This window comes from Rhizobium binae, assembly GCF_017357225.1.
GTDB classification, from domain to species: Bacteria; Pseudomonadota; Alphaproteobacteria; order Rhizobiales; family Rhizobiaceae; genus Rhizobium; species Rhizobium binae.
Genome location: NZ_CP071605.1, coordinates 499624 through 522446, shown reverse-complemented (window position 1 = coordinate 522446; position 22823 = coordinate 499624). Strand labels below are relative to the sequence as shown.

26 protein-coding genes and 1 pseudogene are annotated in these 22823 nt (G+C 61.7%); 13 read left to right on the top strand and 14 right to left on the bottom strand.

Features of this window, described 5'->3' with window-relative positions; genetic code table 11:
• Positions 1–8: 8 nt before the first annotated feature.
• Both J2J99_RS24375 and J2J99_RS24370 read right to left on the bottom strand, forming a co-directional pair.
• Positions 9–995, bottom strand: coding sequence for an ABC transporter permease (locus tag J2J99_RS24375; RefSeq protein WP_168300828.1), 987 nt, complete (start codon positions 993–995; stop codon positions 9–11).
• Positions 996–1114: 119 nt separating this feature from the next.
• On the bottom strand, positions 1115–3055 hold the full coding sequence (locus J2J99_RS24370; RefSeq protein ID WP_168300829.1) for an ABC transporter substrate-binding protein: 1941 nt from the start codon (positions 3053–3055) through the stop codon (positions 1115–1117).
• A 347-nt stretch (positions 3056–3402) separates the two neighbouring features.
• Here J2J99_RS24370 and J2J99_RS24365 point away from each other — a divergent pair, with 347 nt between their 5' ends.
• The 6 genes and pseudogenes from J2J99_RS24365 to J2J99_RS24340 all read left to right on the top strand — a co-directional run bounded on the left by J2J99_RS24365 (position 3403) and on the right by J2J99_RS24340 (position 8267).
• The gene (locus J2J99_RS24365; RefSeq protein WP_168300830.1) at positions 3403–4116 is read left to right on the top strand and encodes a FadR/GntR family transcriptional regulator; all 714 of its coding nucleotides are present in this window, start codon (positions 3403–3405) and stop codon (positions 4114–4116) included.
• Positions 4117–4137: 21 nt separating this feature from the next.
• Positions 4138–4968 carry an NAD-dependent epimerase/dehydratase family protein gene (locus tag J2J99_RS24360; protein ID WP_168300831.1) on the top strand — a complete coding sequence of 277 codons (831 nt, stop codon included), beginning with the start codon at positions 4138–4140 and terminating at the stop codon, positions 4966–4968.
• On the top strand, positions 4965–5852 hold the full coding sequence (locus J2J99_RS24355) for an SMP-30/gluconolactonase/LRE family protein (RefSeq protein WP_168300832.1): 888 nt from the start codon (positions 4965–4967) through the stop codon (positions 5850–5852). Before J2J99_RS24360 ends, J2J99_RS24355 begins: the two co-directional genes overlap by 4 nt.
• Before the next feature lie 22 nt (positions 5853–5874).
• Complete coding sequence (locus tag J2J99_RS24350) at positions 5875–6825, top strand: dihydrodipicolinate synthase family protein (RefSeq protein WP_168300833.1); 951 nt, start codon at positions 5875–5877, stop codon at positions 6823–6825.
• A 75-nt stretch (positions 6826–6900) separates the two neighbouring features.
• Positions 6901–7211 (top strand): annotated as a pseudogene (locus J2J99_RS24345) (ABC transporter substrate-binding protein); the annotation flags it as partial.
• 138 nt (positions 7212–7349) lie between these two features.
• On the top strand, positions 7350–8267 hold the full coding sequence (locus J2J99_RS24340; protein WP_168300834.1) for a DMT family transporter: 918 nt from the start codon (positions 7350–7352) through the stop codon (positions 8265–8267).
• A gap of 2 nt (positions 8268–8269) precedes the next feature.
• Here J2J99_RS24340 and J2J99_RS24335 read toward each other — a convergent pair whose 3' ends face one another.
• A complete protein-coding gene (locus J2J99_RS24335; protein WP_168300835.1) occupies positions 8270–9520 on the bottom strand; it encodes a DUF763 domain-containing protein in 1251 nt (416 codons plus the stop codon).
• A gap of 90 nt (positions 9521–9610) precedes the next feature.
• On the opposite strand from J2J99_RS24335, the gene J2J99_RS24330 reads away from it, so the two are divergent.
• Positions 9611–11137, top strand: coding sequence for a phospholipase D-like domain-containing protein (locus tag J2J99_RS24330; protein WP_168300836.1), 1527 nt, complete (start codon positions 9611–9613; stop codon positions 11135–11137).
• On the opposite strand, the gene J2J99_RS24325 is transcribed toward J2J99_RS24330, so the two are convergent.
• Complete coding sequence (locus J2J99_RS24325; protein ID WP_168300837.1) at positions 11084–12046, bottom strand: lysylphosphatidylglycerol synthase domain-containing protein; 963 nt, start codon at positions 12044–12046, stop codon at positions 11084–11086. The two genes, J2J99_RS24330 and J2J99_RS24325, sit on opposite strands and share 54 nt — an antisense overlap.
• Positions 12047–12169: 123 nt before the next feature.
• Here J2J99_RS24325 and J2J99_RS24320 point away from each other — a divergent pair, with 123 nt between their 5' ends.
• Together J2J99_RS24320 and J2J99_RS24315 are read left to right on the top strand one after the other, a co-directional pair.
• Entirely contained in the window at positions 12170–12898 is a 729-nt protein-coding gene (locus J2J99_RS24320; protein ID WP_168300838.1) for an endonuclease/exonuclease/phosphatase family protein, read from the top strand.
• A gap of 77 nt (positions 12899–12975) precedes the next feature.
• Positions 12976–13227 carry a hypothetical protein gene (locus J2J99_RS24315; RefSeq protein ID WP_246735426.1) on the top strand — a complete coding sequence of 84 codons (252 nt, stop codon included), beginning with the start codon at positions 12976–12978 and terminating at the stop codon, positions 13225–13227.
• Between the two features lie 17 nt (positions 13228–13244).
• On the opposite strand, the gene J2J99_RS24310 is transcribed toward J2J99_RS24315, so the two are convergent.
• The 5 genes from J2J99_RS24310 to J2J99_RS24290 form a co-directional block, all read right to left on the bottom strand.
• Entirely contained in the window at positions 13245–13496 is a 252-nt protein-coding gene (locus J2J99_RS24310; protein WP_168300839.1) for a hypothetical protein, read from the bottom strand.
• An 82-nt stretch (positions 13497–13578) separates the two neighbouring features.
• Positions 13579–14082 carry a hypothetical protein gene (locus J2J99_RS24305; RefSeq protein ID WP_168300840.1) on the bottom strand — a complete coding sequence of 168 codons (504 nt, stop codon included), beginning with the start codon at positions 14080–14082 and terminating at the stop codon, positions 13579–13581.
• 90 nt (positions 14083–14172) lie between these two features.
• Positions 14173–15309: an NAD(P)/FAD-dependent oxidoreductase gene (locus J2J99_RS24300; RefSeq protein ID WP_168300841.1), complete on the bottom strand. Its 1137-nt coding sequence runs from the start codon at positions 15307–15309 to the stop codon at positions 14173–14175.
• A gap of 57 nt (positions 15310–15366) precedes the next feature.
• Entirely contained in the window at positions 15367–16884 is a 1518-nt protein-coding gene (locus tag J2J99_RS34515; RefSeq protein WP_168300842.1) for an amino acid ABC transporter permease/ATP-binding protein, read from the bottom strand.
• A gap of 77 nt (positions 16885–16961) precedes the next feature.
• A complete protein-coding gene (locus tag J2J99_RS24290; RefSeq protein WP_168300843.1) occupies positions 16962–17789 on the bottom strand; it encodes an ABC transporter substrate-binding protein in 828 nt (275 codons plus the stop codon).
• A gap of 175 nt (positions 17790–17964) precedes the next feature.
• Here J2J99_RS24290 and J2J99_RS24285 point away from each other — a divergent pair, with 175 nt between their 5' ends.
• Positions 17965–19035 (top strand): LacI family DNA-binding transcriptional regulator, encoded by a 1071-nt coding sequence (locus J2J99_RS24285; RefSeq protein ID WP_168300844.1) that lies wholly within the window; start codon positions 17965–17967, stop codon positions 19033–19035.
• A 93-nt stretch (positions 19036–19128) separates the two neighbouring features.
• Here the strand turns inward: J2J99_RS24285 and J2J99_RS24280 are convergent, their stop codons facing one another.
• The 5 genes from J2J99_RS24280 to J2J99_RS24260 all read right to left on the bottom strand — a co-directional run bounded on the left by J2J99_RS24280 (position 19129) and on the right by J2J99_RS24260 (position 20957).
• A complete protein-coding gene (locus tag J2J99_RS24280; protein ID WP_168300845.1) occupies positions 19129–19392 on the bottom strand; it encodes a hypothetical protein in 264 nt (87 codons plus the stop codon).
• 99 nt (positions 19393–19491) lie between these two features.
• A complete protein-coding gene (locus J2J99_RS24275; RefSeq protein ID WP_168300876.1) occupies positions 19492–19722 on the bottom strand; it encodes a hypothetical protein in 231 nt (76 codons plus the stop codon).
• Positions 19723–19928: 206 nt separating this feature from the next.
• A complete protein-coding gene (locus tag J2J99_RS24270) occupies positions 19929–20177 on the bottom strand; it encodes a hypothetical protein (protein WP_168300846.1) in 249 nt (82 codons plus the stop codon).
• 66 nt (positions 20178–20243) lie between these two features.
• Positions 20244–20651 (bottom strand): hypothetical protein, encoded by a 408-nt coding sequence (locus J2J99_RS24265; RefSeq protein WP_168300847.1) that lies wholly within the window; start codon positions 20649–20651, stop codon positions 20244–20246.
• 15 nt (positions 20652–20666) lie between these two features.
• Complete coding sequence (locus J2J99_RS24260) at positions 20667–20957, bottom strand: hypothetical protein (protein WP_168300848.1); 291 nt, start codon at positions 20955–20957, stop codon at positions 20667–20669.
• A 276-nt stretch (positions 20958–21233) separates the two neighbouring features.
• On the opposite strand from J2J99_RS24260, the gene J2J99_RS24255 reads away from it, so the two are divergent.
• The 3 genes from J2J99_RS24255 to J2J99_RS24245 all read left to right on the top strand — a co-directional run bounded on the left by J2J99_RS24255 (position 21234) and on the right by J2J99_RS24245 (position 22550).
• The gene (locus tag J2J99_RS24255; protein ID WP_168300849.1) at positions 21234–21494 is read left to right on the top strand and encodes a DUF982 domain-containing protein; all 261 of its coding nucleotides are present in this window, start codon (positions 21234–21236) and stop codon (positions 21492–21494) included.
• A 112-nt stretch (positions 21495–21606) separates the two neighbouring features.
• On the top strand, positions 21607–22329 hold the full coding sequence (locus J2J99_RS34145) for a hypothetical protein (protein ID WP_246735428.1): 723 nt from the start codon (positions 21607–21609) through the stop codon (positions 22327–22329).
• Positions 22330–22376: 47 nt separating this feature from the next.
• Positions 22377–22550, top strand: a complete 174-nt coding sequence (locus J2J99_RS24245; RefSeq protein ID WP_207600979.1) for a hypothetical protein — start codon at positions 22377–22379, stop codon at positions 22548–22550.
• Positions 22551–22823 lie beyond the last annotated feature (273 nt).

Here is a 22823-nt window from a genome sequence, read left to right as displayed (position 1 = left end):
TCAGGCTCCTATTCCAACCGGATGCGGGGATCGACCAGCGCAAGCAGGATGTCGCTGATCAGGGAGCCTATCAGCGTCAGGGCGCAGATCAGCAAAACGAAAGCGCCCGCCAGATACATGTCCTGGGCCATCAGCGCCTGCAGGAGCAAGGGTGCTGCCGTCGGCAGATTGAGGACGATGGCGACGACGACCGAGCCGGAGATGAGATTGGGCAGCAGCCAGGCAATCGTCGAGATGAACGGATTGAGCGCGATCATCAGAGGATATTTCATCAGCAGCCGGAACTCCGAGAGCCCCTTTGCCCGCGCCGTCGTCACGTAAGGCTTCGGCAGTTCGTCGAGCATGTTGGCGCGCATGACGCGGATGAGACTCGCCGTCGAGGAGACGGCAAGAATGATGACGGGAAGCCAGAGATGAGAGAAGAGATCGACCATCTTGGCGAAGCTCCACGGCGCGTTCTCGTATTGCGGCGAAAACAGACCGCCGACATCCTGGCCGAATTCGACCGCCGCGATATACATCAGCACCAGCGCCAGCAGGAAGGAGGGAACGGCTAGGCCGAAAAAGGTGAAGGCAGTGAAGAGATAGTCGCCGATCGAATATTTGCGCACCGCGGAAAAGACACCGATGGGCAGGGCGATCGCCCAGGTGGCGATCAATGTCGAAAGAGCCAGGACGAGGGTCAGCGCCATGCGTTCCCAGATCAGGTCGGAGACCGGCTGCTGCCATTCGAAGGAGATGCCGAAATCGCCGCGCGAGAGGATGCCCCAGATCCATTTGAAATATTGGATGAGCATCGGATCGTCGAGGCCGAAGCGCTCGCGCAATTGCGCCGCCGTGTTCTGATCGACGATCTCGTTGGAGGCAGCCAGCGTCGCGATATAAGTGGTGACATAGTCGCCCGGTGGCAGTTGGATCAGCACGAAAGCAAGGAAACTGACGGCAAAAAGCGATGGAATCATCCACAGCAAGCGTTTGGCGATAAAGACCAGCATAAGGCGCCTCTTGCATTGAACGCCGCCCTCCGGCCCTGTCGGCTCTCAGCGCCGGCAAGGCTTCTTGAAGGCGAACCGAAGAAAGAGCGCAGTACCGTCGGTACGGCGCTCGATCAAAATCAGCTCGTGAAGGTGAACTGCTGCGGCATCGCTGGCCCCGGATTGGGCCAAGACCAGCTGTCCGGCTGCTTCTCGGGAACATTGCGCAGATTGTTGCGGATGATGCCGAAGCCACCCACGGCAAGGCAAAGCCCGACCGTCTCGAATTCTTCCGCCGCGATGTCGAAGATCTGCTTCATGATCGCGCCGCGCTTGTCGAGATCGGCGGTCGAACGCGCCTCGTCAAAGAGCTTCATGCGCTTCTTCTGGCTTTCCGGCGGCTCTTCACCACGCGCACCGTTGGAGGTGTACCAGAGCGTCCAGGGAATGGCATAGCGCGAGCCCTGCGGATGGAAGGCGAAGAAATCGCGCGGATCGAGCATCGGATCGAGGCCGCCAGGCCCCGGCCACACCGCCGCGTCGTGAGCGTTGTCGTCGCCGCGGGTATAATAGAGCGCGCGCTCGATCGTGTTGACCTTCATGTCGACACCGATTTGGGCCCAATGCGTCTTCACCAGTTCGAGTGCGTCGACCAGATCGGGATAGAGCGTCGGAATGACGTCGACCGAGAAGAAAACCTTCTGCCCGTCCGGCCGAACGCGCATGCCGTCGCCACCCTTCTTGTAGCCGGCCTGATCAAGCATCGCGCCTGCCTTGTCAGGATCGTATTCGGTGAATTGGCGCGCGTACTTCTCATTGTACCAGGGATGGGTCGGACGCGGCCCTGCCTGGTAGGGCTCGCTCTGTCCGAAATAGACGATGTCGATGATTTCAGGACGATTGATGCCGATCGAGAGCGCCTGCCGGAAAGATTTGTCCGCAAACATCTTGCGCATGGCAGGATCTTTGTGGGTGATGTTGAAGTAGATCTGGCACTGTTGCGCCGACGAGGGCACGAGCGTCAGCAGGCGATAATCGCCCTTTTGCATATTCTGGGACAGGGTCGGCTTGTTGGCGAGCACGCTGATGTGGCGCTCCTGGATGTCGATCTTTCCGGAGATGACGTTCAGCATCAGCGATTCGACGTCCTGCGAAATGCCGAAGTTGATCTCGTCGATATAGGGAAGCTGGTTGCCTGCAGTATCGACCTGCCAGAAATAGGGGTTGCGGGTCATGACGACACGAGTCGCACCGCCGACATAGGGCTCCTTAACGACCCACGGATCGAGCGTCGGCTTGTCGACATTGCCCCATCGGGTTGGGATCTCGATATCACCGCAGCGGCTGCGGAAGAGCTCCGTCCAGCTGGTGACGCCGGCCTTCTTCGCATCGGCTTCGATATTGGGATTGTACTTCGGCAGGAACTGGCTGCAGTAGTGTTTGGGAAATAGCGTCGGGTGCTGGCCGAGCGGTGTGGCGAGATTTTCCAGATAAAGCGCGTTCGGCGCCGCGAAGGTGAACTTTACCGTATGATCGTCGATCTTCTCAACGGTAACCGGCTTGCCGGCAACGGCAAGCTGCGCCGGCGTCGAACTGTAGAGATCGGTGTTCTTGACGCAGTCTTCGATCGCAAAAACGATATCGTCGGCCGTGAAGGGATGGCCGTCGGACCAGCGCACGCCTTCGATCAGATGGAACGTGAACTGCGTCGCATCGTCGTTGACCTCCCAGCTTTCGGCGAGGTTCGGCTGCACGGCGGTGAACTCCAGGTTCCAGCGCACCAGGCTCTGGTTTCCGACCATACGCAGAATGCCGTTGTGATCCGATGAACCGCGCAGGCCGCGACGCAGCGTGCCGCCATAGGTGCCGACCTTTTCAAACGGCGTCACCACCATCGGCTTTTTCGGCAGGCGCTCCGCGAGGGGCGGCAGTTTTCCGTCCTTGACGAGTTGCGCCAACGCCGGCGCCTCACCTCCCGAAGCAGCAAACGCGCGACCGGCGACAGACAGCGCCGCGACACCGGCCATCCCGCCGAGCACAGCGCGGCGGGTGACACCGCGCGACAGAATTTCATTAGGCATCGAGTTCCTCCCTGTTTGGGCCGGCGCAGGTCTTGTGCCGGCTGGTGCGGCGGGCTCCCAACCTGCCGTTCGCGCCCTCCTCGGCGCTGCGGACGAAACCATAGCCACGTTCCCAGATGATTACAAGAGTTGACAGATAATTACAGATTCGATAGCGAATGCGGTATCCAACGCCTTGCCGCGGCCGTTGCCGAGGCAGATCGAGGGATGAGGAGCCCGCCGATCTGTCAGATGCTGTACTCCCGCCACCTTGCGGCCGAGACAGCGCGGCGGGATTCGGCGCAGGCGACAGACATATTCGGCGTCTGCTTGGCGCCAGCCTGCTCAAACGGGGAGAAGAAAGGATAATGACGGTCGCCGTCGATGCCGTTTCCAACAGAGGCGCAACGCGCTTCAGCGATATCATCTACGAGAAGATCGTGGGGATGATCGCGGACGGCACGTTTCCAGTAAATGAGCGGCTGCCTTCCGAGACGAAGCTCGCCGGCCATTTCGGCGCGTCGAGACCCGTCGTGCGCGAGGCGCTGGAGCGGCTCAGAACCGACGGTCTCGTCGTCTCGCGCAAGGGTTCGGGGTCTTACGTCCGGCAGCGCCCGGATTCATCGATGCTGACAATGGTTCCGGTCGGCTCGCTCGCCGATGTCCAGCGGTTCTTCGAGTTCCGCGCGGGTCTCGAGGCCGAGGCGGCCGAGCTTGCCGCACGCAACTGGCAGCCGGCCGACAAGGAGCGGATAACGGCCGCACTTCTTTCGCTCGAGCAATGCCTGCGCAACGGCGAACTCGGCGCCGAGGAGGACCAGGCCCTTCACGACGCGATCGCAGCGGCGACGGGCAACCAGTTTCACATCACCGTTCGCGAATGGTTCAAGCCGCATTTCGCCATAGGCCATTCCGTGACGCGAAGCCTGAGCCTGAAACGCACGCCGGAGCAGATCCGCAGCGTCCAGGACGAGCATGCGGTGATCGTGGAGGCGATCTTCGCGCGGCGGGAGGCTGAAGCCCATGACGCGATGAAGAGACACATACTGAATGCGCGCGCGCGCATGTTTCAGGGGGTTTGAGCGATGTCGGCAGGAAGAACGATGAGACGGGTTGCTGTGACCGGTGCTGCCGGACGCGTCGGGACGCTGCTTCGCCCGTTCCTTCGCCAGCACGCAGAGCACTTGCGTCTGATCGACATTCATGAGCCCGCCGGGCTGGCTGAAAACGAAGATTTCGCGCGCGCCGATCTCTCGAAGCTCGACGAGGCAACGGCCGCCCTCCGAGAGGTCGACGGCGTCGTTCATCTTGCCGGCATCGCGAGCGGCGTCGACATGAACGCCATCCTGCAGGCCAATGTGCTCGGGACCTACAATCTCTACGAGGCCGCCCGGATCAACAGGGTCGAGCGGATGGTCTACGCCTCGAGCAACCATGCGACGGGTTTTTATCCGCGCGGCCAGGTCATCTCGCCGCTTGATCCCATGCGGCCGGACAGCCCCTACGGGCTTTCCAAATGCTGGGGCGAGCTGGTGGCCGGGCTCTATTACGACACTTCGGGCATCCGTTCTCTATCCATCCGCATCGGCAATGCCGGCACCTATCCGAATAGCGAGCGGTCGATCGCGATCTGGATCAGCGCGCGGGATCTGGCGCAACTCGTGCGGATCGGGCTCACCCATCCTTCGATCGCCGCAACGGTCGTCTACGGCGTCTCCGATACGGACGAGAAATGGTGGGACAACGATCTGGCGGCGAGACTCGGCTACCAGCCGCAGGACCGGCCGCGCGAGCACGCCCACATCGAGGATGGCGCGGAGAGCGCGGTCGCCCGCGCATTCCAGGGCGGCGGCTTCTGCGAATTCAATCACGACGGCACCATTCGCATGCGCGATGACGAAGGTCTTGCCAAAAACTCGGAGGTGGTCTCGTGACGGCGCCGCGCATCATTGAACCGAAGATCCGTTCGGTGCTGCAGCAGCCGCTGACGGTCGGTGAATCGCCCGTATGGGACGAAGAGACCGGTGCACTTTGGATTGTCGACATCCTGGCGCCTGCCGTGCTGCGGCTTTCCCCGGAAGGTACGGTCGACCGCTTCGCCATGCCGGCGGCGGTCGGTTGCCTCGGGCTTAGCCGTGACAACAGGATCGTCGTCGGTCTTCAGACCGGCGTCCATCTCTTCGATCCCGTCTCCGGCGATATCGAGTTTCTTTGCGATCCCGCCGGGCGCCACTTCAACGGCCGCCTCAACGACGGCAAAATCGGCCCGGACGGACACTTCTGGGTCGGCTCGATCAGCGAAGCCAAGCCGCAGGTGAATGACGCCGCACTTTTTCGCGTGGGAGCCGACGGCAGTGCGCGCGCCGTCGCAACTGGTCTAACGAGTTCCAACGGCCTCGCCTGGTCGCCGGACGGCCGGCGGATGTACCACTCCGACAGCCGGCAATGTTTTCTGCAGTCCTTCGACTTCGATCCCGCGACGGGCGAACTCGGCGAAGGTCGCCGGCTTCGCAGCTTCACCGAGGAAGAGGGGCGGCCGGACGGGGCGGCCACCGACCGCGACGGGTTTTACTGGAGCGCCGGCGTCTCTGCCGGCCGTCTCAACCGAATGTCGAGCGACGGCGAGATCGTCGAAATCTATAACCTGCCGGTGGCGGCGCCGACCATGCCATGTTTCGGGGGGCCCGATTTCAAGACGCTCTTCGTCACCAGCCTGTCGACGGACCGTACCGGACGTTTCGAGGCCGGCACGGTCATCGCCTTCGACGTGGATGCGGAGGGTTTGGCGCCCTTCCGCTTCGGCAGTCAATCATCTTGATGGAAAGCGAACGGGGAGAACAATGAGCATCGCAACCACGCGCAAGGCGCTGACAGGCGTGTCGGGCGTTCCCGTCACGGCCTATGACGGAAAGGGCGAAGTCGAACCGCGTATCACCGCGCAGGTCTATGGGCGGGTGGCGGCAGCCGGCATTCACAACATCGTCGCCGCCGGAAATACCGGGGAATTCTATGCACTGACGCCGCAAGAAATCCGGATCATCCACGAGGCGGCGGTATCGGGCGTCGACGGCAGGGCACCGGTCACGGCGGCGATCGGCCGGTCGCTGCGCGAGGCGATCGGCATGGCGAGGGATGCGGCGGCGATCGGCGCCTCCGCCGTCATGTCGCATCAGCCCGTCGATCCCTTCGCCGCACCTTCGGCTCACATCGATTATTTCTGCGATCTCGCCGATGCCTGCACGCTGCCGCTCATCGCCTATGTCAGGGCCGACGGCTTTGCCGTCGCCGATATCGTCCGCCTCGCCAACCACGGCAATATTGCCGGCATCAAATTTGCCACAACCGACCTGATGCTTCTTTCGCGCGCGATCCCAGCGGCCGATCCGAACGGTGCGCTCTTCGTCTGCGGGCTGGCCGAGAGCTGGGCGCCGACCTTCACCGCAGCCGGCGCGCGCGGCTTCACTTCCGGCCTCGTCAACGTCGCACCGAAGCTCTCGCTTGCGGTCCACGATGCGCTTGAAAAGGGCGATTTCGCCGCGGCACGAGCGATCGTCAACAAGCTCGAACCCTTCGAGCGGATGCGGACGAAATTCCGCAACGGCGCCAACGTGACCGTCGTGAAGGAGGCCGTCACCTATTCCGGCCTCGATGTCGGCCCGGTGCGTGTGCCGGGGCTGCCGCGGCTCGACCAACATGACCGCGAGGAGCTTCATCGACTGCTGGAAGCCTGGGAGGCCGACGGCGACATTCGATTACATCCGGGCCGGCAGGACGCAAAGGCGGCCGGCTAGAGCATGATGCCGAAAAGTGTGAGCGCTTTTCGGACGACATCATGCTCTAACTCTTTGATTTAGAACAGGGCGTTTGGTGCTTGGCTTCCGGCCAATTCCGCCGGCAGCGGTCCGTTCAGCCTGGCGCAGTGGCGGCCGAACGATGTGGCGATCTTCCATGTCCAGCCAAAATATTGGGGCGGCAAGCCCGCCATGGCCCGCCTCATCGCCGGCGACGTCGATGTCGGCCAGTATGTGGCGAGCGGCGATCTCAATGCGCTCGCCAGCAACAAGGACATGGCCATCGACAATATTCCGAGCCTCGGCTTCTACTATATCGCGCTGAGGCAGAAAGATCCCGATCTGCAGAAGCGAAGGCCCGCGAGACCTTCCAGCATGCCTTCGACGGCGGCATTCGTGATTGGCTGATCCGCCAGCCCTGCCGGCCGCCGTCTGTACACAAGTGAACACTTGACATCGGCCTTGTTAAGGTCGAAGCCGCATTCGGCCGCGCATGCGCGGCCGTTTTTGCGAGGATTCGGGGAATGAAGACCAAGACGGCCGTCGCCAATACCGGCAACCTGATCATGACGGGCGTCGTACTGATGCTGCTCGGCGATTTGCTGTTTGCGCTGAACGATGCAATGGGAAAGTGGTTGATGACCAGCTTTGCCGTCGGCCAGGTGCTGGTGATCCGCTCGCTCGGCGCTTTCATCTTGCTCGGACCGATGATCGCGCGGCAAGGGCCGATGGCCTTGTTTCGTGTCGAGCAGAAAGGCCTGCAGTTCATGCGGGTGGCCATGGCGACCGGCGACGTCGCCCTGTTTTATGCCGCCGTCGCCTATCTGCCGCTCGCCGATGTCATGACCTTCTATATGGCCGGGCCGATCTACATCGCGGCACTCTCGCACTTCTTTCTCGGGGAAAAGATCGGCTGGCGCCGGTGGCTCGCCGTTCTGGTTGGCTTCGCAGGCGTCGTCATTGCGCTGCGCCCCTCGACGGCGATGCTGTCGCTTCCCTCCCTCTTCGGCCTTGCAGGCAGCTTTTCCTTCGCACTCTCGCTGGTGATGAGCCGCTATCTGCGCTCAACGAGCGATACCACTCTCGTGACGTGGCAGACGGTCGCAGCCCTTGCCACCGGCATCGGCTTAAGCATCGGCCACTGGCAGTCGGCAATGCTGATCGATTGGTCCGGCATGCTGCTGCTGGGTGTCGTCGCCACCTGCGCGCATCTGCTCATCACCCGCTCGCTGAAGCTCGCACCGGCATCGCTGCTGGCGCCGCTGCAATATACGCTGCTGCTCTGGGCGATCGTGCTCGGCTACATCTTTTTCAACGATATTCCCGACATGCAGATCGTCGTCGGCGCCGCCATCATCGTCTTTGCCGGTCTCTTCATCTTCCACCGCAAGAACCTGAAAGAGACAGTTCCGGTCGAAGCCGTCCCGCCGGACGGACACTGAGATCAATCGTCCGGGGACGGCGGCGCTTCCCAGCCGAAGACGCTGCGGCCGCCGAAATCGGCCGATTGGCGGAACTCGCCGGCGATGATCTCCTTGAGGTCTGGGCCGGTCACGTAGCGTTCCATCTGCCTGGACTGTTCGTCGAGGCGCTTCAGCGCCTGCAACTCCTCCTCCCGCCCAAGCTTGCCCTTCAGCACCGCCGATTTCATCACGCCGATCGTCTCGTCATAGACCTTGAGCGGGACAGGGAACGGGTGGCGATCCTTGCCGCCATGGGCGATGGAGAAGCGCGCCGGGTCGGAGAAACGACAGGGCGCGCCGTGGACGACTTCCGCCACCATCGCCAGCGCCTTCACCGTGCGAGCGCCGACACCGGGAACGAGCAGCAATTCCTGAAAATCAGCTGGCCCGCGATCGGCCGCCGCGGCGAGATTTCCATGCAGACGTCGCATATTGACGTCGCTCTCGCGGACATCGTGATGAGCCGGCATGATCAGATGCGGCAGCATCGGCTGCTCGGCGGGCTCGGGCACCGGTTGCTCGGCGCGTTGCAGCGCGGCCGCCTCGCGGACGATCCTGTCGGGACCGAGGGTGGCCAGCAGATCGAGCTGCCCTCGCCGCGAGCGCTCGGCGCGCCTGTCGGCGAGATTGACGATCTCGCCCTGGCTCCGTCCCTCGATCGCCGCATGTGGTGAATCGACGAAACTCTCCAGCCCCTCCGACAGCCAATGATAGCGGCGCGCCTGCCGCCGGTCGCCGTTCATGCCCTGCTGCACCACCACCCAGTGACCGTCGTCGGCGACGATGAAGCCGTGGAGATAAAGGTCGAACCCGTCTTGAAGGGCGGCACTGTCGACCTTGGCAATCAGACGGCTGGTTGTCGCCAGCGCCTCCCCGTCGAGGCCGACGCGCTCGCCGATCGAGACGAGCTCCTGCGGCGTCTTGCGCGAGTGCTGGCCGCGTCCGCCGCAGACATGCAGGCCGAGTTCGCCGGCGCGCGGCTTCAGCCCGCGTTTCAGGGCGCCGAGAACGCTTGTGGTGATGCCGGAGGAATGCCAGTCCATGCCCATGACTGCACCGAAGGACTGGAACCAGAAAGGGTGGGCGAGCCGGCGCAGAAACTCTTCGCGGCCGTAATGATGAACGATCGCCTCGGTGATCAGCGTGCCGAGCCGCGTCATCCGCTCGCCGAGCCAATGCGGCACGCGTCCCCCGTGGAGGGGAAGATCGGCGCTGCCTGCTCGCTGTGACATTTCTTTTCCTTACATATTCCATCGCCGGCGGCGATCGGGAACTCGGGAAAGTCCCGAGCGTTTGCTTTCAGTCGAAAAGCCGAGGCAACCATGACCGCGTTAGAAACCATGCTCAACCAACCCTACCTGCTTAGAACAAAAGCGCAACAGCCGGGCGGCGGTGAAAAACAGGAACTGGAAGGCTACGCCGAAAAAGCAGCCTTCCTGATCAATGGCAACCGGTATTTTGCCGAGCTGGCGCAAACGTTGCGGCAGGCGCGTCGCAGCGTCTGGATCGTCGGGTGGGATTTCAATCCGGACATCCGGATGGAGCCGGAAAAAAACGACGAAACATTGGCGGACCTGCTGCATGCCCTGGCAGCGGCAAATCCGGCACTTGAAATACGTATCCTTATCTGGGCGCTCGGGCCGATCTATTCGGGAAAATCCCTGCAGGTGATCAGCAAGAGAAACTTCCCGAGGAATGCCAGGATCGATCTGCGCTTCGAACTTCAAAACACGTTGCGCGGCTGCCACCATGAGAAACTCGTCTGTATCGACGACGCCGTCGCCTTCATCGGCGGCATGGACCTGACGTCGCGGCGATGGGATACGAGACGCCACCGCGCCAGGGAGGCATTGCGCCGCGACCCCAATGGCGTGTCCTACGATCCGCTGCATGACGTTCAGGCAATGGTCACCGGCGACGCGGCCAGGCTGATCGGCGATATCGCGCGGCGGCGCTGGGAAAGCGCCACCGGCGAAAAGCATGGACCGCTGGCTGAGAGGTTACCTTTCAAATGGCCGGGCGATTTTCCCCTTTCGCTGAAAGAGATCCCCGTGAGCTTCGTGCTGACGGAGCCGGGAACCACTTTCCGCGCCGGCATCAGCGACGGCATCGCCTCGACACTCGATATCATCGCCCGTGCACGGCGGCAGCTTTACATCGAAGCGCAATATCTTGCCTCCTTCCGCGTCGCTGATGCCCTCGCCGCGCGGCTGCAGGAGGAAGATGGCCCCGAGATAGTCGTCATCTGCACCCGTCGTTCCCATGGCCTTATCGAAAAATTCTTCATGGGCGGCAATCGGGATCGCGTCATCCGCCGCCTCAAGCGCTCCGATCGTGCCGACCGCTTCAGGGTCTACTATCCCGTCGTGCCCGCGCCGCCAGTGCCCGGGCCGTCAGTGCCCGGGCAGCAAGTGCCGGAAAAGGACGGCGGGGTGAGCGTGCTCATCCATTCCAAGCTGATCATTGCCGACGACGAATTGATCCGCATCGGCTCCTCCAATCTCAATAACCGTTCGGAGGGATTGGATTCGGAGTGCGACATGCTTCTTGAGGCCGGCGATGACGAGCACCGCGGCGGAATCGCGGATCTGCGCAATCACCTGCTGGCCGAATACCTCGGAACGACCAAGGAGACCTTTGCCGCAGCCTTTGCGCAGAGCGACTCGCTCATCCAAGCAATCGACAGGCTCAATGATGGGCCTCGGGGCTTGCGGGAGTTTGCCGTCGATCTGTCGGGCAGTATTTCACCGATAAGGGGTACCGGGTTCTTTGACCCAGCCCGACCCTTCAGGCTCCTAGGCCGATCGAGCCTCGGCGCGCTCTTCCGTCTCCTGGTCCGCTCCGCGTGATTGGCGCCGGAAAATCACTTCGCTGACGACGAGAAGTGCGGTGCCGAGCGCCAGCGGAATGAAGAAATAAATACAGCGAAACGCAATCAGCGCACCGATCGAGGCCTCCTGCGGCACGGCATAGGAGACCGTGGCCTCGAGTACGCCGAGGCCGCCAGGGACATGCGTCGCAAGGATCGCGGAATTGGCGAGCACGTAAGCGGTCACAGACCTGAAGAAGGCGACGTCGCCGAAGACCGAAAGCATCTGGTGCAGACAGGCGGACACCAGCATGAAGTTGATCGTCCCGACCCCAATCTGGGCGAGCGCGATCGAAAATCGCGGCAGCTGAAACGACCAGCGCCAGAGCCTCAGCCTGCCGCGGATGAAAAACGCCAGCCCCGCATAGACGACCGGCAGGGCGAGCGCCAGCAGACCGAAAAGCCGGGTACTCGCCGGGTCGATGCGCAGCAGACGGCCGGCATCGCCGGGATTGACGATCAGAGCAAGTGCGCCGAGCGTGATCAACCCGAGACCGACGGTGACGCCGCAGAACAGGATGATCTTCGCCACGTCCTCGGCCGTCAGACCCCAGCGGGAATAGTAACGATAGCGGAAGGCGCCGCTGCTCAGCCCAGCAAATCCGATATTGTGGCCGAGCGAAAGACTGATGAAAGAAGCGAGCGCGATCTTCCGGTAAGGCAGGGATTTGCCGAGCGCGCGGATCGCCAGAAAGTCGAAACAGCTCAAGCAGAGATAAGATGCCGTCGCAAACAGAAGGGCTGAGCAGAAGGTCGGAAAAGGTATGCTGCGGACCGATTGAGCGATCTGTTCCAGGCTGTACTGGCGGAAGATCCGATAGAGAAGAAAGCCCGCGATACAAAGGGCGGCAATGAGCAGTCCATTCCAGATTGCGTTTTTGAGACTCATCGATTGTCCGTTTTCAAAGTGCGAGCGCCACGGCTCGATCATCTGGAACGATCAAAAGAGTTTTGTGTTCCCCACCGGAGAACCAGTCCTGTCTCTTGTGGGGAGACCAGCTTTAGCGGGCCGATGCCGGATAGATCGATCAAACTCCTGACCTATAACGTGCACAGTTGCATCGGCAACGACCGGAAGCTCGACCCCGGCCGCATCGCCTCGGTCATCGCCGAGGCTGGAGCCGATATCGTCGCTCTGCAGGAAGTCGATGTTCTGAGACGGAGGACCGGCGGCATCGACCAGGCCCATCTGATTGCCTCGCTGCTGAATATGCAGGCTCATTTTCATCCGGCGCTATCGATTGCCGAAGAGCAATATGGCGATGCGATCATCACGGCGCTGCCGACGTCTGCGGTCAAGGCCGGTCCGCTGCCCTCCATCGGCGAACAGCGCGGCGCGCTTTCCGTCGAAGTCCTGGTCGGCGACAGGAGGCTGCTGGTCGTCAACACTCATCTCGGCCTTCGCGGGCGCGAGCGTATCCGGCAGATGACGACGCTATTGAATTCCGGCTGGCTGCGCGGCACCATCGAGGAACCTCTTCCGACTATTCTCTGCGGCGATTTCAACGCCATTCCGTCATCCGCGACGTACCGGCTTGCCACGCGGTCATTGAAGGACGCCCAGATTGGAGGCAAGGCCGCGCCAAGATCGACCTTTCCCTCCCGCTACCCGTTGATGCGCCTCGACCACATCTTCGTCACCGACGACCTTGTCGTCAATAGAGCCACCGTCCTGCAAAATCGCCTGACGAGGGTTGCGTCGGACCATCTCCCTCTCTTTGCCGAAATCAGTTTCTCCTGATCCTTCAAGGGTATCCGGGGCGAGCGGACGAGGAGGCCTTCGCTCGGAACCGATTGTGCTCTTGGGAAGGAGGGGTGATGTTGAGAAGGCTGTTATCACGTGTGCGCATTCATGCGCTGGTGATTGTGTCCGTCGTTCCCTGCATCATGGCCGTCGGCGCGATAGGCCTTTATGCCTTCGAGCCTGCTTCAGGGGCGAATGGATATTTCCAACTTCGTCTTGCGGTCGTTGAGCGACTTTCGCAACCTGTCGGCAGCAATGGCCGAGTTCCTGGCCGACGCCAGCTGATTGGGCAGTTCCTGCTGGAAGAACCGGAAAACGTGGCGTGACCGCGGCTTGAGAAGGGTCAGTGACGGCTATAGAGCGGCGGCGTTACATCTTCATCGGCGAGGTCGGGATAAAGCTGCCTGCGGGTGCGGGCGAGCGCTTCCGCCTCCCGGCGGTTCCGTTCGAGCAGAACGGCGGTGACGTCCTTGTAGGGTCCGCCGTCCGACAAGGCGACGCGGACGATTCCACCTTGCGAGAGGAAGTCGCAGAACGACCGCATCGAGCGAAGACGCGTCGTGATCTCGACATAGCGGTCGTCATGTCCAGCCATATTCATCTCCCTTCCAGACAGTAAGATGGCACGAACACTTCGGCGAGAAAATGGCGCTCGTATCAGACCAGCTCTTCGGGCCTCAATCTCTGGCAAGCTTCCGGTTGATCACGGCGGCGGCCAAGGGCAGCGCCGTGGTCACCACAGTCCCGAGAGGCAATCGCCGGAGGCCCCTGGTGACGACAAAGGCTGCCGCCATCGCGCCCGCCAGCTTGAGCCATGGCCGGTGACCGAGTTGCGCATGGGCGCTGGCATCGGCCCAGCGGGCATTTTCGCTCAAGACGGTTACGGCCTGTCGCCTGATCACATGCAGACGCGCCTGGAGGGTTTCGAGCTCCTCTCGCAACTCCCGTAAACGACCTTCCAGCGCATGCCCTTCGGAGATCTCCACGGTCTCCACCACATAGGCGTCGAACGGAATTTCCCGGCCAAGCGTGGCGAGGTAGGCGCGGTATTCTGCCTCGCTTGCAAAACCCTCGCGCCTGATGAGATCGGGATTAATATCCGCCTCTTCTCTATTTGCCATCGGGATGCCGGCGTCGTCGAGCCTATTGTCCGCGCCACTGCCGGATTCATTCTTGAACATGATGCGTCTCCCGTGTTTCCTCACGGCAGAACGCCCGATGGCTCAAATTGATCCCACCCGTCGACTTGGCCGCTGCGTCTCTGTCACGATTCAGCGTCCTGGCGGACTGAAACGTTCAGGCCGAAAATCCGCCAACAGCGGGTGGCGGCGTCCGGTGGCAATTTCGTCGGCGAGCAGTTCGCCGGCAATCAGGCCGAGGGTCGCGCCGCTATGGCTGAAGGCGACGAAATAACCCCAGATCGACGGCAATTCGCCGAAGACCGGCTCGCCGTCGCCCGGGATCGGCTTCGGGCCGACGCCGTAATCCTCGATCTCCAGCGCCGGATTGCCTTCGAGAACCTTTGACGCTTCGCGCAGCAGACCGTCGAGCGTCGATCGCCTGACATCGTAGCTGCCATCCGGGTTGACCCTCACCTCTTCCTCGGACCAGGCGGAATCCAGCGCAAAGCCGCCATTGGGCGTCCGCCGTATGGCGACACGCGGGGTGTTGAGCACGGCCTTCAGCGGGTGGCGGACCGGCTTGGTTCTGACAAGAAGGGCGACGGGGGTCGCATCCTCGATCTGCTGGTCGGCTTCGGCCACGATTGCGGGAACGGCGGCGCCAGCAGCGAGCAGCACGGACTCGGCGTCCCAGCGCCTGCCATTCGCTGACGTCACCCCGCGCACGCGCGCGCCTTCGATATCGATCGTCGCCCGTCCGGCGTCAGTGACAATCTCACCGCCGAGCGAGCGGAATTCCTCCGCAAGCGTGTCGATCAGAGCGGGAAGATCGACCCAGCCTTCCCCGGGATTGAAGATTGCGCCCTGCGGCGTGACGGCGCGCGCATCGACGCCCGGCGTCGCCCCGGCAATCTCCTCCGGGACAAGCCATCGCGCGTGATAGCCGAGATCACGCTCATAATCGTAGATTTCGGCGATCTCGTTGCCGTCATCGTCCGCATCCCAGGTCAAGCCGCCGTCGAAGCGCAGCCACGACGCATCCGGATAGCGGGCAGCCAGTGTGCGGTAGCGGTCAATGCCGGCGAGACGCAGCCGGTGATAGGCGCCGGAACGTTTCCGCGCGGAGTTCAGCCAGGCGAGCGACCGGCCGGAAGCGCCATTGGCAAGCCGACCGTCATTGACGAGAACGGTGGCGATTCCGAGCCGGGCGAGATGAACTGATGTCGAGACGCCGAATATGCCGCCGCCGATGACGACGACCTTCGAAGGTTTGGGGGAAGCATTCATGTCAATAACCTTGTATCCTGCTCTTATCTCATTCGAACGCCATGCAACGCGGGCGCGTCAAAGGACTTCCGCGAGGAAGCGCTGCAGCCGCTCGCTTCTGGGATTGTCGAAGATCTGTTCGGGGCATCCTGCCTCGACGATGCGGCCCTCGTCCATGAAGACGACCTGGTCGGCCACCCTGCGGGCAAATCCCATTTCATGCGTCACCACCGCCATCGTCATGCCTTGGCGGCCGAGGGTCGCCATCAGGTCGAGCACACCCTTCACAAGTTCGGGGTCAAGTGCGCTCGTCACCTCGTCGAAAAGGATGACCTCGGGATCCATGGCAAGAGCCCGCGCGATGGCGACGCGCTGCTGCTGCCCGCCGGAAAGGCCTGCCGGCCGATGATCGCTGCGCGCGGCAAGTCCGACCTCGGCCAGGCGCGCCTCGGCGATGCGCCGCGCCTGCCGTTTCGGCATCTTCTTGATCCTCGTCAACGACAGCATGACGTTTTCGAGCGCGGTGTGATCGGGAAACAGGTTGAAGTGCTGGAACACCATGCCGACGCGGCGTCTCAGCCTCTCCGGCTTCATGGCGAGAATGCTGTCGCCATCGAGCAGGATATCGCCACCCTTCGGTTCGACCAGCCTGTTCAGACAGCGCAGCAATGTCGATTTGCCCGAGCCCGACGGGCCGATGACGCAGGTGACGCTGCCAGGGGCAATGTCGAGATCGATGCCTTTCAGGACCTCGAGTTCTCCATAGGCCATGCTCAAGCCCCGTATAGTGAGTGCGCCGCCCTTGAACCGTGGCGTGTCGGCTGCCGGGCCGGCGGCGGCCTGCAGCTCGCTGACCTCAACCAATCCGCTCGCCGCACCCGAACCCCGCCCCTGTTTTCCCAACCGAAGCCTTGCGTCGATATAATTGACGAAGTGCGTCAGCGGCACCGTGATCACGAGGTAGAAGGCACCCGCCAGCAGCAGCGGCGACAGATTGCCGGTCACAACAGCCTGATCCTGGCCGACACGGAAAATCTCCCGCTCGGAGGCGAGCAATCCGAGGAAATAGACGAGGCTCGAATCCTTGACGTTGCCGATGAACTGGTTGACCAGCGCCGGCAGCACGCGCCTGATGCCCTGCGGGATGACGATCAGCCGCATACCCTGACCATAGCTCATGCTGAGCGCCCGGCAGGCCTCCATCTGGCCGCGCTCGACGCTCTGGATGCCCGAGCGGAAGATCTCGCCGATATAGGCGCCGGCGATCAGACTGAGCGCCAATATGCCGAGCGGGAATGGCGATGGGCCGAAGATATCGCGCCCGATACGGGCGAAACCCTGGCCGATGACCAAGATCGTGACGATCGCCGGCAGCCCGCGAAAGATGTCAGTATAGACACGCGCCGGCAGCCGCAGCCAGCGAGACTGTGAAATGCCCATGACGGCAAGCACCATGCCGATCACGACGCCGAGCACCGTCGAAGCGGCGGCAAGAATAAGCGTATTCTTCAGGCCGACGCTGATCATGCTCGGCAGCACATCCGCCATCGCATCCCAGTCGAGAAAGCTGCGGCGCAGATTGTCAATCCAGTTCATCGTCATCCCCATTGAAGCTCCTGCCGGCCAGGCGGCCGGCAAAGACCAACCGTCCGCTGCTGGCGGACGGCCGCATCTCACTTCTTGGGAAGATATTGATCCGGCATCGGCGAGCCGGGAAACCACTTCTGATAAAGTGTCTTCCAGGTGCCGTCCTGCATAGCGTCGTGAAGAGCGCCGTTCAGCGCCGTGCGGAAGGCGTCGTTGCCCTTCCGGATCACGAAGCCGGCCGGCGCATCGAAGGACGGAATATTAACGGCGATCTTCAGCGCCGGAAAGCGCTCACCATATTGCTTGGCCGCCTCGTAGTCGAGAAAATGGGAATCAATCGTGCCGTTGTTGAGTGCGGCAACGGCGGAATTGTTGTCGGGAAATTTGACGAGATCGGTACCGCCGAAATTCTTAGCGGCGTAGATTTCCTGTAGGGTTCCCTGCACGACGCCGAGACGTTTGCCCTTGAGCCCGTCGGCATCCTTGATGCTGGCGTCCGGCGTCAACACGGAAAGATAGCCGGCGAGATAGCCATCGGAAAAATCGACCGTCTTCTTGCGGGCTTCGGTGGTTCCGATCGCCGCAACGGCAACGTCGAAGCGCTCGTTCGCGACTGAGGGCAGAAGTGCGGAAAATTCCTGGCCGGTGAAGGTCACCTTGTCCTTGGGGAAACCGAGGCGGGATACGACGTTGAGAAACAGTTCGATGTCGAAACCGGTGAACTGGCCGTCTGCCGTTGCAAACGTGTAGGGCTTGGCATCACCCATCGTTCCGACGCTGATGACGCCAGGTTCGATGAGTTTGTAAGGATTGTCGGCGGCTGTCGCAGACCCCACTCCCGCGGCCAGAAGGCATGCCAGGAGGCCCGCGCTCAACGGCGCGACGACAGCCGGAAATGATTCAAGAAACCTCATGTTCGTTCTCCACTCTGAAAGGAATGCTCTTGTCGGCACTAGGGCTCACAACCTCGGCTGCGCGTTTGCGGCACGAGAGTAAAGATACCGGTCTCTTATCAAAAGAGACCGGTCTCTTTGATATTTTGATATCCGTCAATTGACCGCCCGTCAACAACTCTTGTAGTGCTGCAACATGGAAGATCCCGTTGCTCCGAAACGTTCAGTCACGGTCGCCGACGTCGCGAAGGCGGCGAAGGTCTCGAAGGCGACGGCTGCCCGCGTGCTTGGCGGCTATGGTGTCGTCAGCGACAAGATTAGGGACCAAGTCGTTGCGGCCGCCGCCGCTCTGGAATACCGACCGAACGAGCTCGCGCGCAGCATGAGCACCGGAAGATCGGGCATTATCGGCGTAGTGGTCGGCGACATCGAAAACGCTTTCTTCAGCCTGGCGGTGCGCGGTATCAGCGATATGGCCCGCCTTGCGGGCTTCAACGTCATCATCGCAAATTCGGGCGAACAGCTCGACGCGGAAAAATCGGCCGTCGACCTGCTGATCGGCAAGCGCGTCGATGGCTTGATCGTCACCCCGGCCCGCTGCGACAGCGTCGATCATCTCCGGCATGTCCGCCGCGCCGGCGTGCCGCTCGTTCTGTTCGACCGGAACATCCCGGAGCTCGAAGTCGATGCCGTGACCGGCGATGATCGAGAGGCCGCAATCGCCGCGACGCGCTTTATGGTCGAGCAAGGACATCGCCGTCTCGCCTACGTGTCCGCCATGGAGGCCGAGGGCGGAAGCCTGGCCGATATCGGGCGGATATCGAACTCCGCCGTGCGCGAACGCGTGGAAGGTTTCGTGAGCGTCCTGACGGAGGCAGGCTTGCCAAGTCCCGTGCATTATGTGCGGCTCGGCGCCACGGATCAGCCGCAAACGGATTACGTCGTCCAACGACTGCTCTTGGATCCATCCCCTCCAACCGCGCTCCTGGCATCGGATAGCCTCGTTGGATTGCGCATCTTCAAGTCGCTGCAGTCGCTCGGCCTGTCGATCCCGAAGGATATCTCGATGATTTCCTTCCTAGACGCCGACTGGACCAGCGTTACCGTTCCGCCGATCACCGTAGTCGACCAACGGGTCTACGAGATGGGCAAGCTCGCCGGGGAACGGCTCATCGCCCGTATCGAACAAATCCCCCTTGCCGCCGAACGGCTGCGGATCAGCACGAGCCTCGTCATACGCGGCTCGGTCGCAAGGGTCGGCCGATGAGCTTTCCCCTTCCGCGGGACCCCCGAACGTGTTGAAACGCGGGGCGTCGCAAGTCCGCACGCACAAACGCTTCGCGCTTTTCCTGGATTTGCTCTAATCAAAAAGTTCCCCATGCCCAATCTGCTCGCGCTTGCCCGGCACCTCGCTGATGGAGGGATCGTCGGCAGGATCTTGATCTCGTCTGTTGGCTTCGTGCAAAAACCGCGCGGCCTCGAGGAATGCGACCGATATTTCCTCGGTCCCCCATCCGGCTTCATTGGCGGCTGCAATCAGCTTTTGCAAAGCGTCGCGTGCAGCAGCGCTCGCTTCTTCGAAGCGCTGAGCGGGAGCTTCGGCTTTCGGCCGTGGAAAGGTCATCCTCTTCCCTCCATAGACTGGCTATCGAGGATGAACGCGGTTCCCGGGAAATGGATGCACCATGAGGACGATTTAGCTGCGGATGCGCCGATTTCTTTATCAAATCACCGTTCGCAACAGAAACGGGGAACGCTCCAGCGGACGCTGGGCGAGGATTCTCAGCATCGCCGGGCCTTGTATACCGGTGGAAGTGCGCGAGCGGCCGTCATGATAAACGACCGTCATGACCTGGCCAACAATATCATAGCGTATCTGCGCGATCGTCCGGGTGTGAACCGGAAATACGAATTCGTCGGGCTCTGATGTCTGCCCGGAGGTCTCCAAAGTCATCGCCATGCCCCAACGATAATAGCGCCCCCGCCCGTCATTTTCCTTTTTTCCCGCGCACCCGGTCGGCAAATCGGAAGCGCCGAATGCCCTAATCAAGCACGTATTGCCTCCCGGGTCGCGTGACATCGGCGTGACATGCCATTGTCCGCAAGGAAAACCATGGCCCACCAGGCACTTAGTTGTGGCGCCAAGTGGCTGCGAGCAAGTCAGTGCAATGTCGTCTGTATCGCATGGCCACTCGCCGCCTGCGACCAGCCTTCGCTATTGCGCGCGAGCGACCGCACGGCCTCGTCGACGGCAAAAACCGCGTCCCTCAGCCGTTCGATCTCATCAGCGAGTTCATATCGCTCGACCTCATCGAGATCATGCCTGTTAAGCAGCCCTCTCACTGCTTCGATCAGGCGCTCCGCGCGACGGGCAACATCGAGAGCGCTTCGTATAAGGAGGTCAAGCATGCATTTTCCCTTCTTGACCGACACAGAGTCGGGCAGAATCGGGATCCTGGCAATCCTGAAATCTTGTCAGATCCGCTCGCGCATCCTCTCGTACAAATACCCGAGATCTCGCAGGCCCGACGGCGCACGCCGGCGCGGCGGGGAGAACTGACGTGAGGCAAAGGCCAACACACCCGCGACAGCAGCCGTGAGTGCAAACGCTGAAAGCGGATGATGTTTCGCTAAAGCCCCGGCTTGGCGGGCAGCTTTTCCGGCACCGCTCTTCGCCGACAGCCCGGCGTTGATGACCTGCTGCTGAAGTCTGTCAACCTGTTGCTGCAGAGCGCTCAATTCTGTGCGCAAATCATCCTCAGCCTGACGGGGGACCCCGACCGAGGCAGTGTTGATATCGATGATCGCTTTCGGAACCGGCTCACCGATCTTGGCTCCTTCGGTATCGAGCGTCGTCCCCAGGGTGTCCTTGCGGCGCGGCATGATCGGATCTCCTTCCTAGTCGTCGTCAAGCGAAAATACCGGTCGGTAATGGCGTTCGGCGATCAGCAAGCTCCGATCGGGCCGGATAATGTAAATCTCCTCCACTTGCCGCCCCCACTGATCCGTGAAGGTGTGCGGGAAGGATGAACCGACCGGCGATTTCGTCAGCTTTGTGCGCGGTTGCCCGTGATAGGTGATGCTGCCTGGAATGGGCGCCAGCCCAACCGACGCGTAGCTCCCTGAGCTGGTCGTGCAGCCCGTCAGCGCGATGGCCAAAACCAGGCCCAGCCCCATGCTTCGCCTCATTGAATCCTCCGACTGCTTCGGCATTTGCCTGTCGCACAACTAACAAGGGGCGCCGTGCATTGTTCCGAAACACGACGGCGCCAGGGAGGAGTTCCACTTCGAACAGGAACAACGGTGCCGTGGCGTAGTTCGGCCACCAAAGGAGATGCCATATGAACCACGAAGCATCGAGGCTCCCCGCGAAGGCCCACCGTGCGTTTGGTCACACGGCCCGGCACCGGACCTTCCGAGACAGACGGAAGTCCGGCCATTCGAACGACTATACGGGATCATCTCATGGCTGACATCATCGAGGTGGATTTCCAACTGGTCTGGCAATATCCGGTGTTCATCCACACAGCAGAGAGCGAGCAGCAGCGGATAGAAGGCCCGGACGCCGCACTCGATGCCCTGAACCATCGCTGGTCCGACGTTCGGGGCGGCGGTTATTTCGAAGCCAAGCGGCGCTGCGTCGATGCGCTTCGCCGACGCGGAAGTGCAGAACTGGCTCGCCAACGTTTCATCCAGGCCGCCATTGCGGCCGGTGTTCTGGCGTGAAGGCAAGAAAGGCTTGGCAGCGCTCGAATAGCGGCTGCGTGCGATAATGCACCAAGGAAACAAGCCGCTTGGTATCAGAAAGGGCGCCATTATCTTCGGTTGGTGAAGAGCGATGATATTAACCGGCAACTCGGCGGACATTCATGGCGGTTTTCCACAGACCGATACAGCCGCAGGATTTCAAATGCCTGTCGAAGGCTGTCATAAGCTGGTATCGCCATTTCGGGTCTCGGTGAGCGAACACGACAGCCAGATCCTGTGCAGCGCCGCCATCCAGCTTTTCAATGATGGCAAGACCAATGTCGACGACCTCGTCGCGGGATTGATCGAGATGTTTCCCGCCCCGGATCTGCTCAAGAGCAACGCTCCCACGGTACCCGCAGGCTGGCGGTATTCCTGCTATAGCGGCTGCGTCAGCCAGGGGAACAGGGTGTACTTCAACGCGTTTTCCACGAGCAAAAGGAGATGTGCTATGGCGAACGCAAAGATTCCGAAGAAGATCGCAGGCTACAAGGTGCCGAAAGGCGTCCGCAAGAACTCCATACTGAAGACATTATTAGCGAGCCCCACGGGCCGCGACATCTTGGGAAAGGCGCTGATCGCCGGCGCGGGCGCTGCCGCTGCCGTGTTGATAGAGGATAGCGACGACATCGCCGGCGCCGCAAAATCGGGAACGCGCAAGGGCACCAAGGCCCTTGGGCTGATCGGACGGGCCTTTCATAGCGCCACAGATGCCGCGGTCGATGTCGTGCGCGACGCCGCCAGCTCGGCGCTTCCGAAGAAAATCCGGAAACGGGCCGAAGAAAACCCTCGGAAGGGCGTCGCCGTGCATTAGGCGCGACGCCGCCCACAAAGCATTCAATGCGAAAGCTGGAATCTCTCTTGCGCAAACACGCCGATGAAGGCGTATTGGCCCAGGCCAAAGCGGCAGCGACCGCCAAGGCTCTGGGCAAGCTTGTGCGCAAGCACCCTCTCATCGCGGCCGAAATTGCCTTGGCGGGAACAGCCAGAGGCATCGTGGTCGCGGCCAAGGAAGTAAAGCACCGCTCTACCTGATCATGATGTCGAGGAAGCCGCGGACAAGGGATCCGGGGAAATCGAATGAAACAAACGAGATCTGAAAGGACCGTGGAGAGGTTATCCTAAGGGAAACCTGGGCCAAGAGGAGAGACAAACTCCGATTGAGTCCAATGTAGTCGCGAAGCCGGAAAGCGTTGGCTGATTCCGCCGCCGCTTACCAGCGGCCGACGAACCTATTTACCATAGAGATCCCGCGACGGAGCTAGGCTTCTGTCCGCACCGGCGGTAACTTGCAGCGCCGCCAAGAAC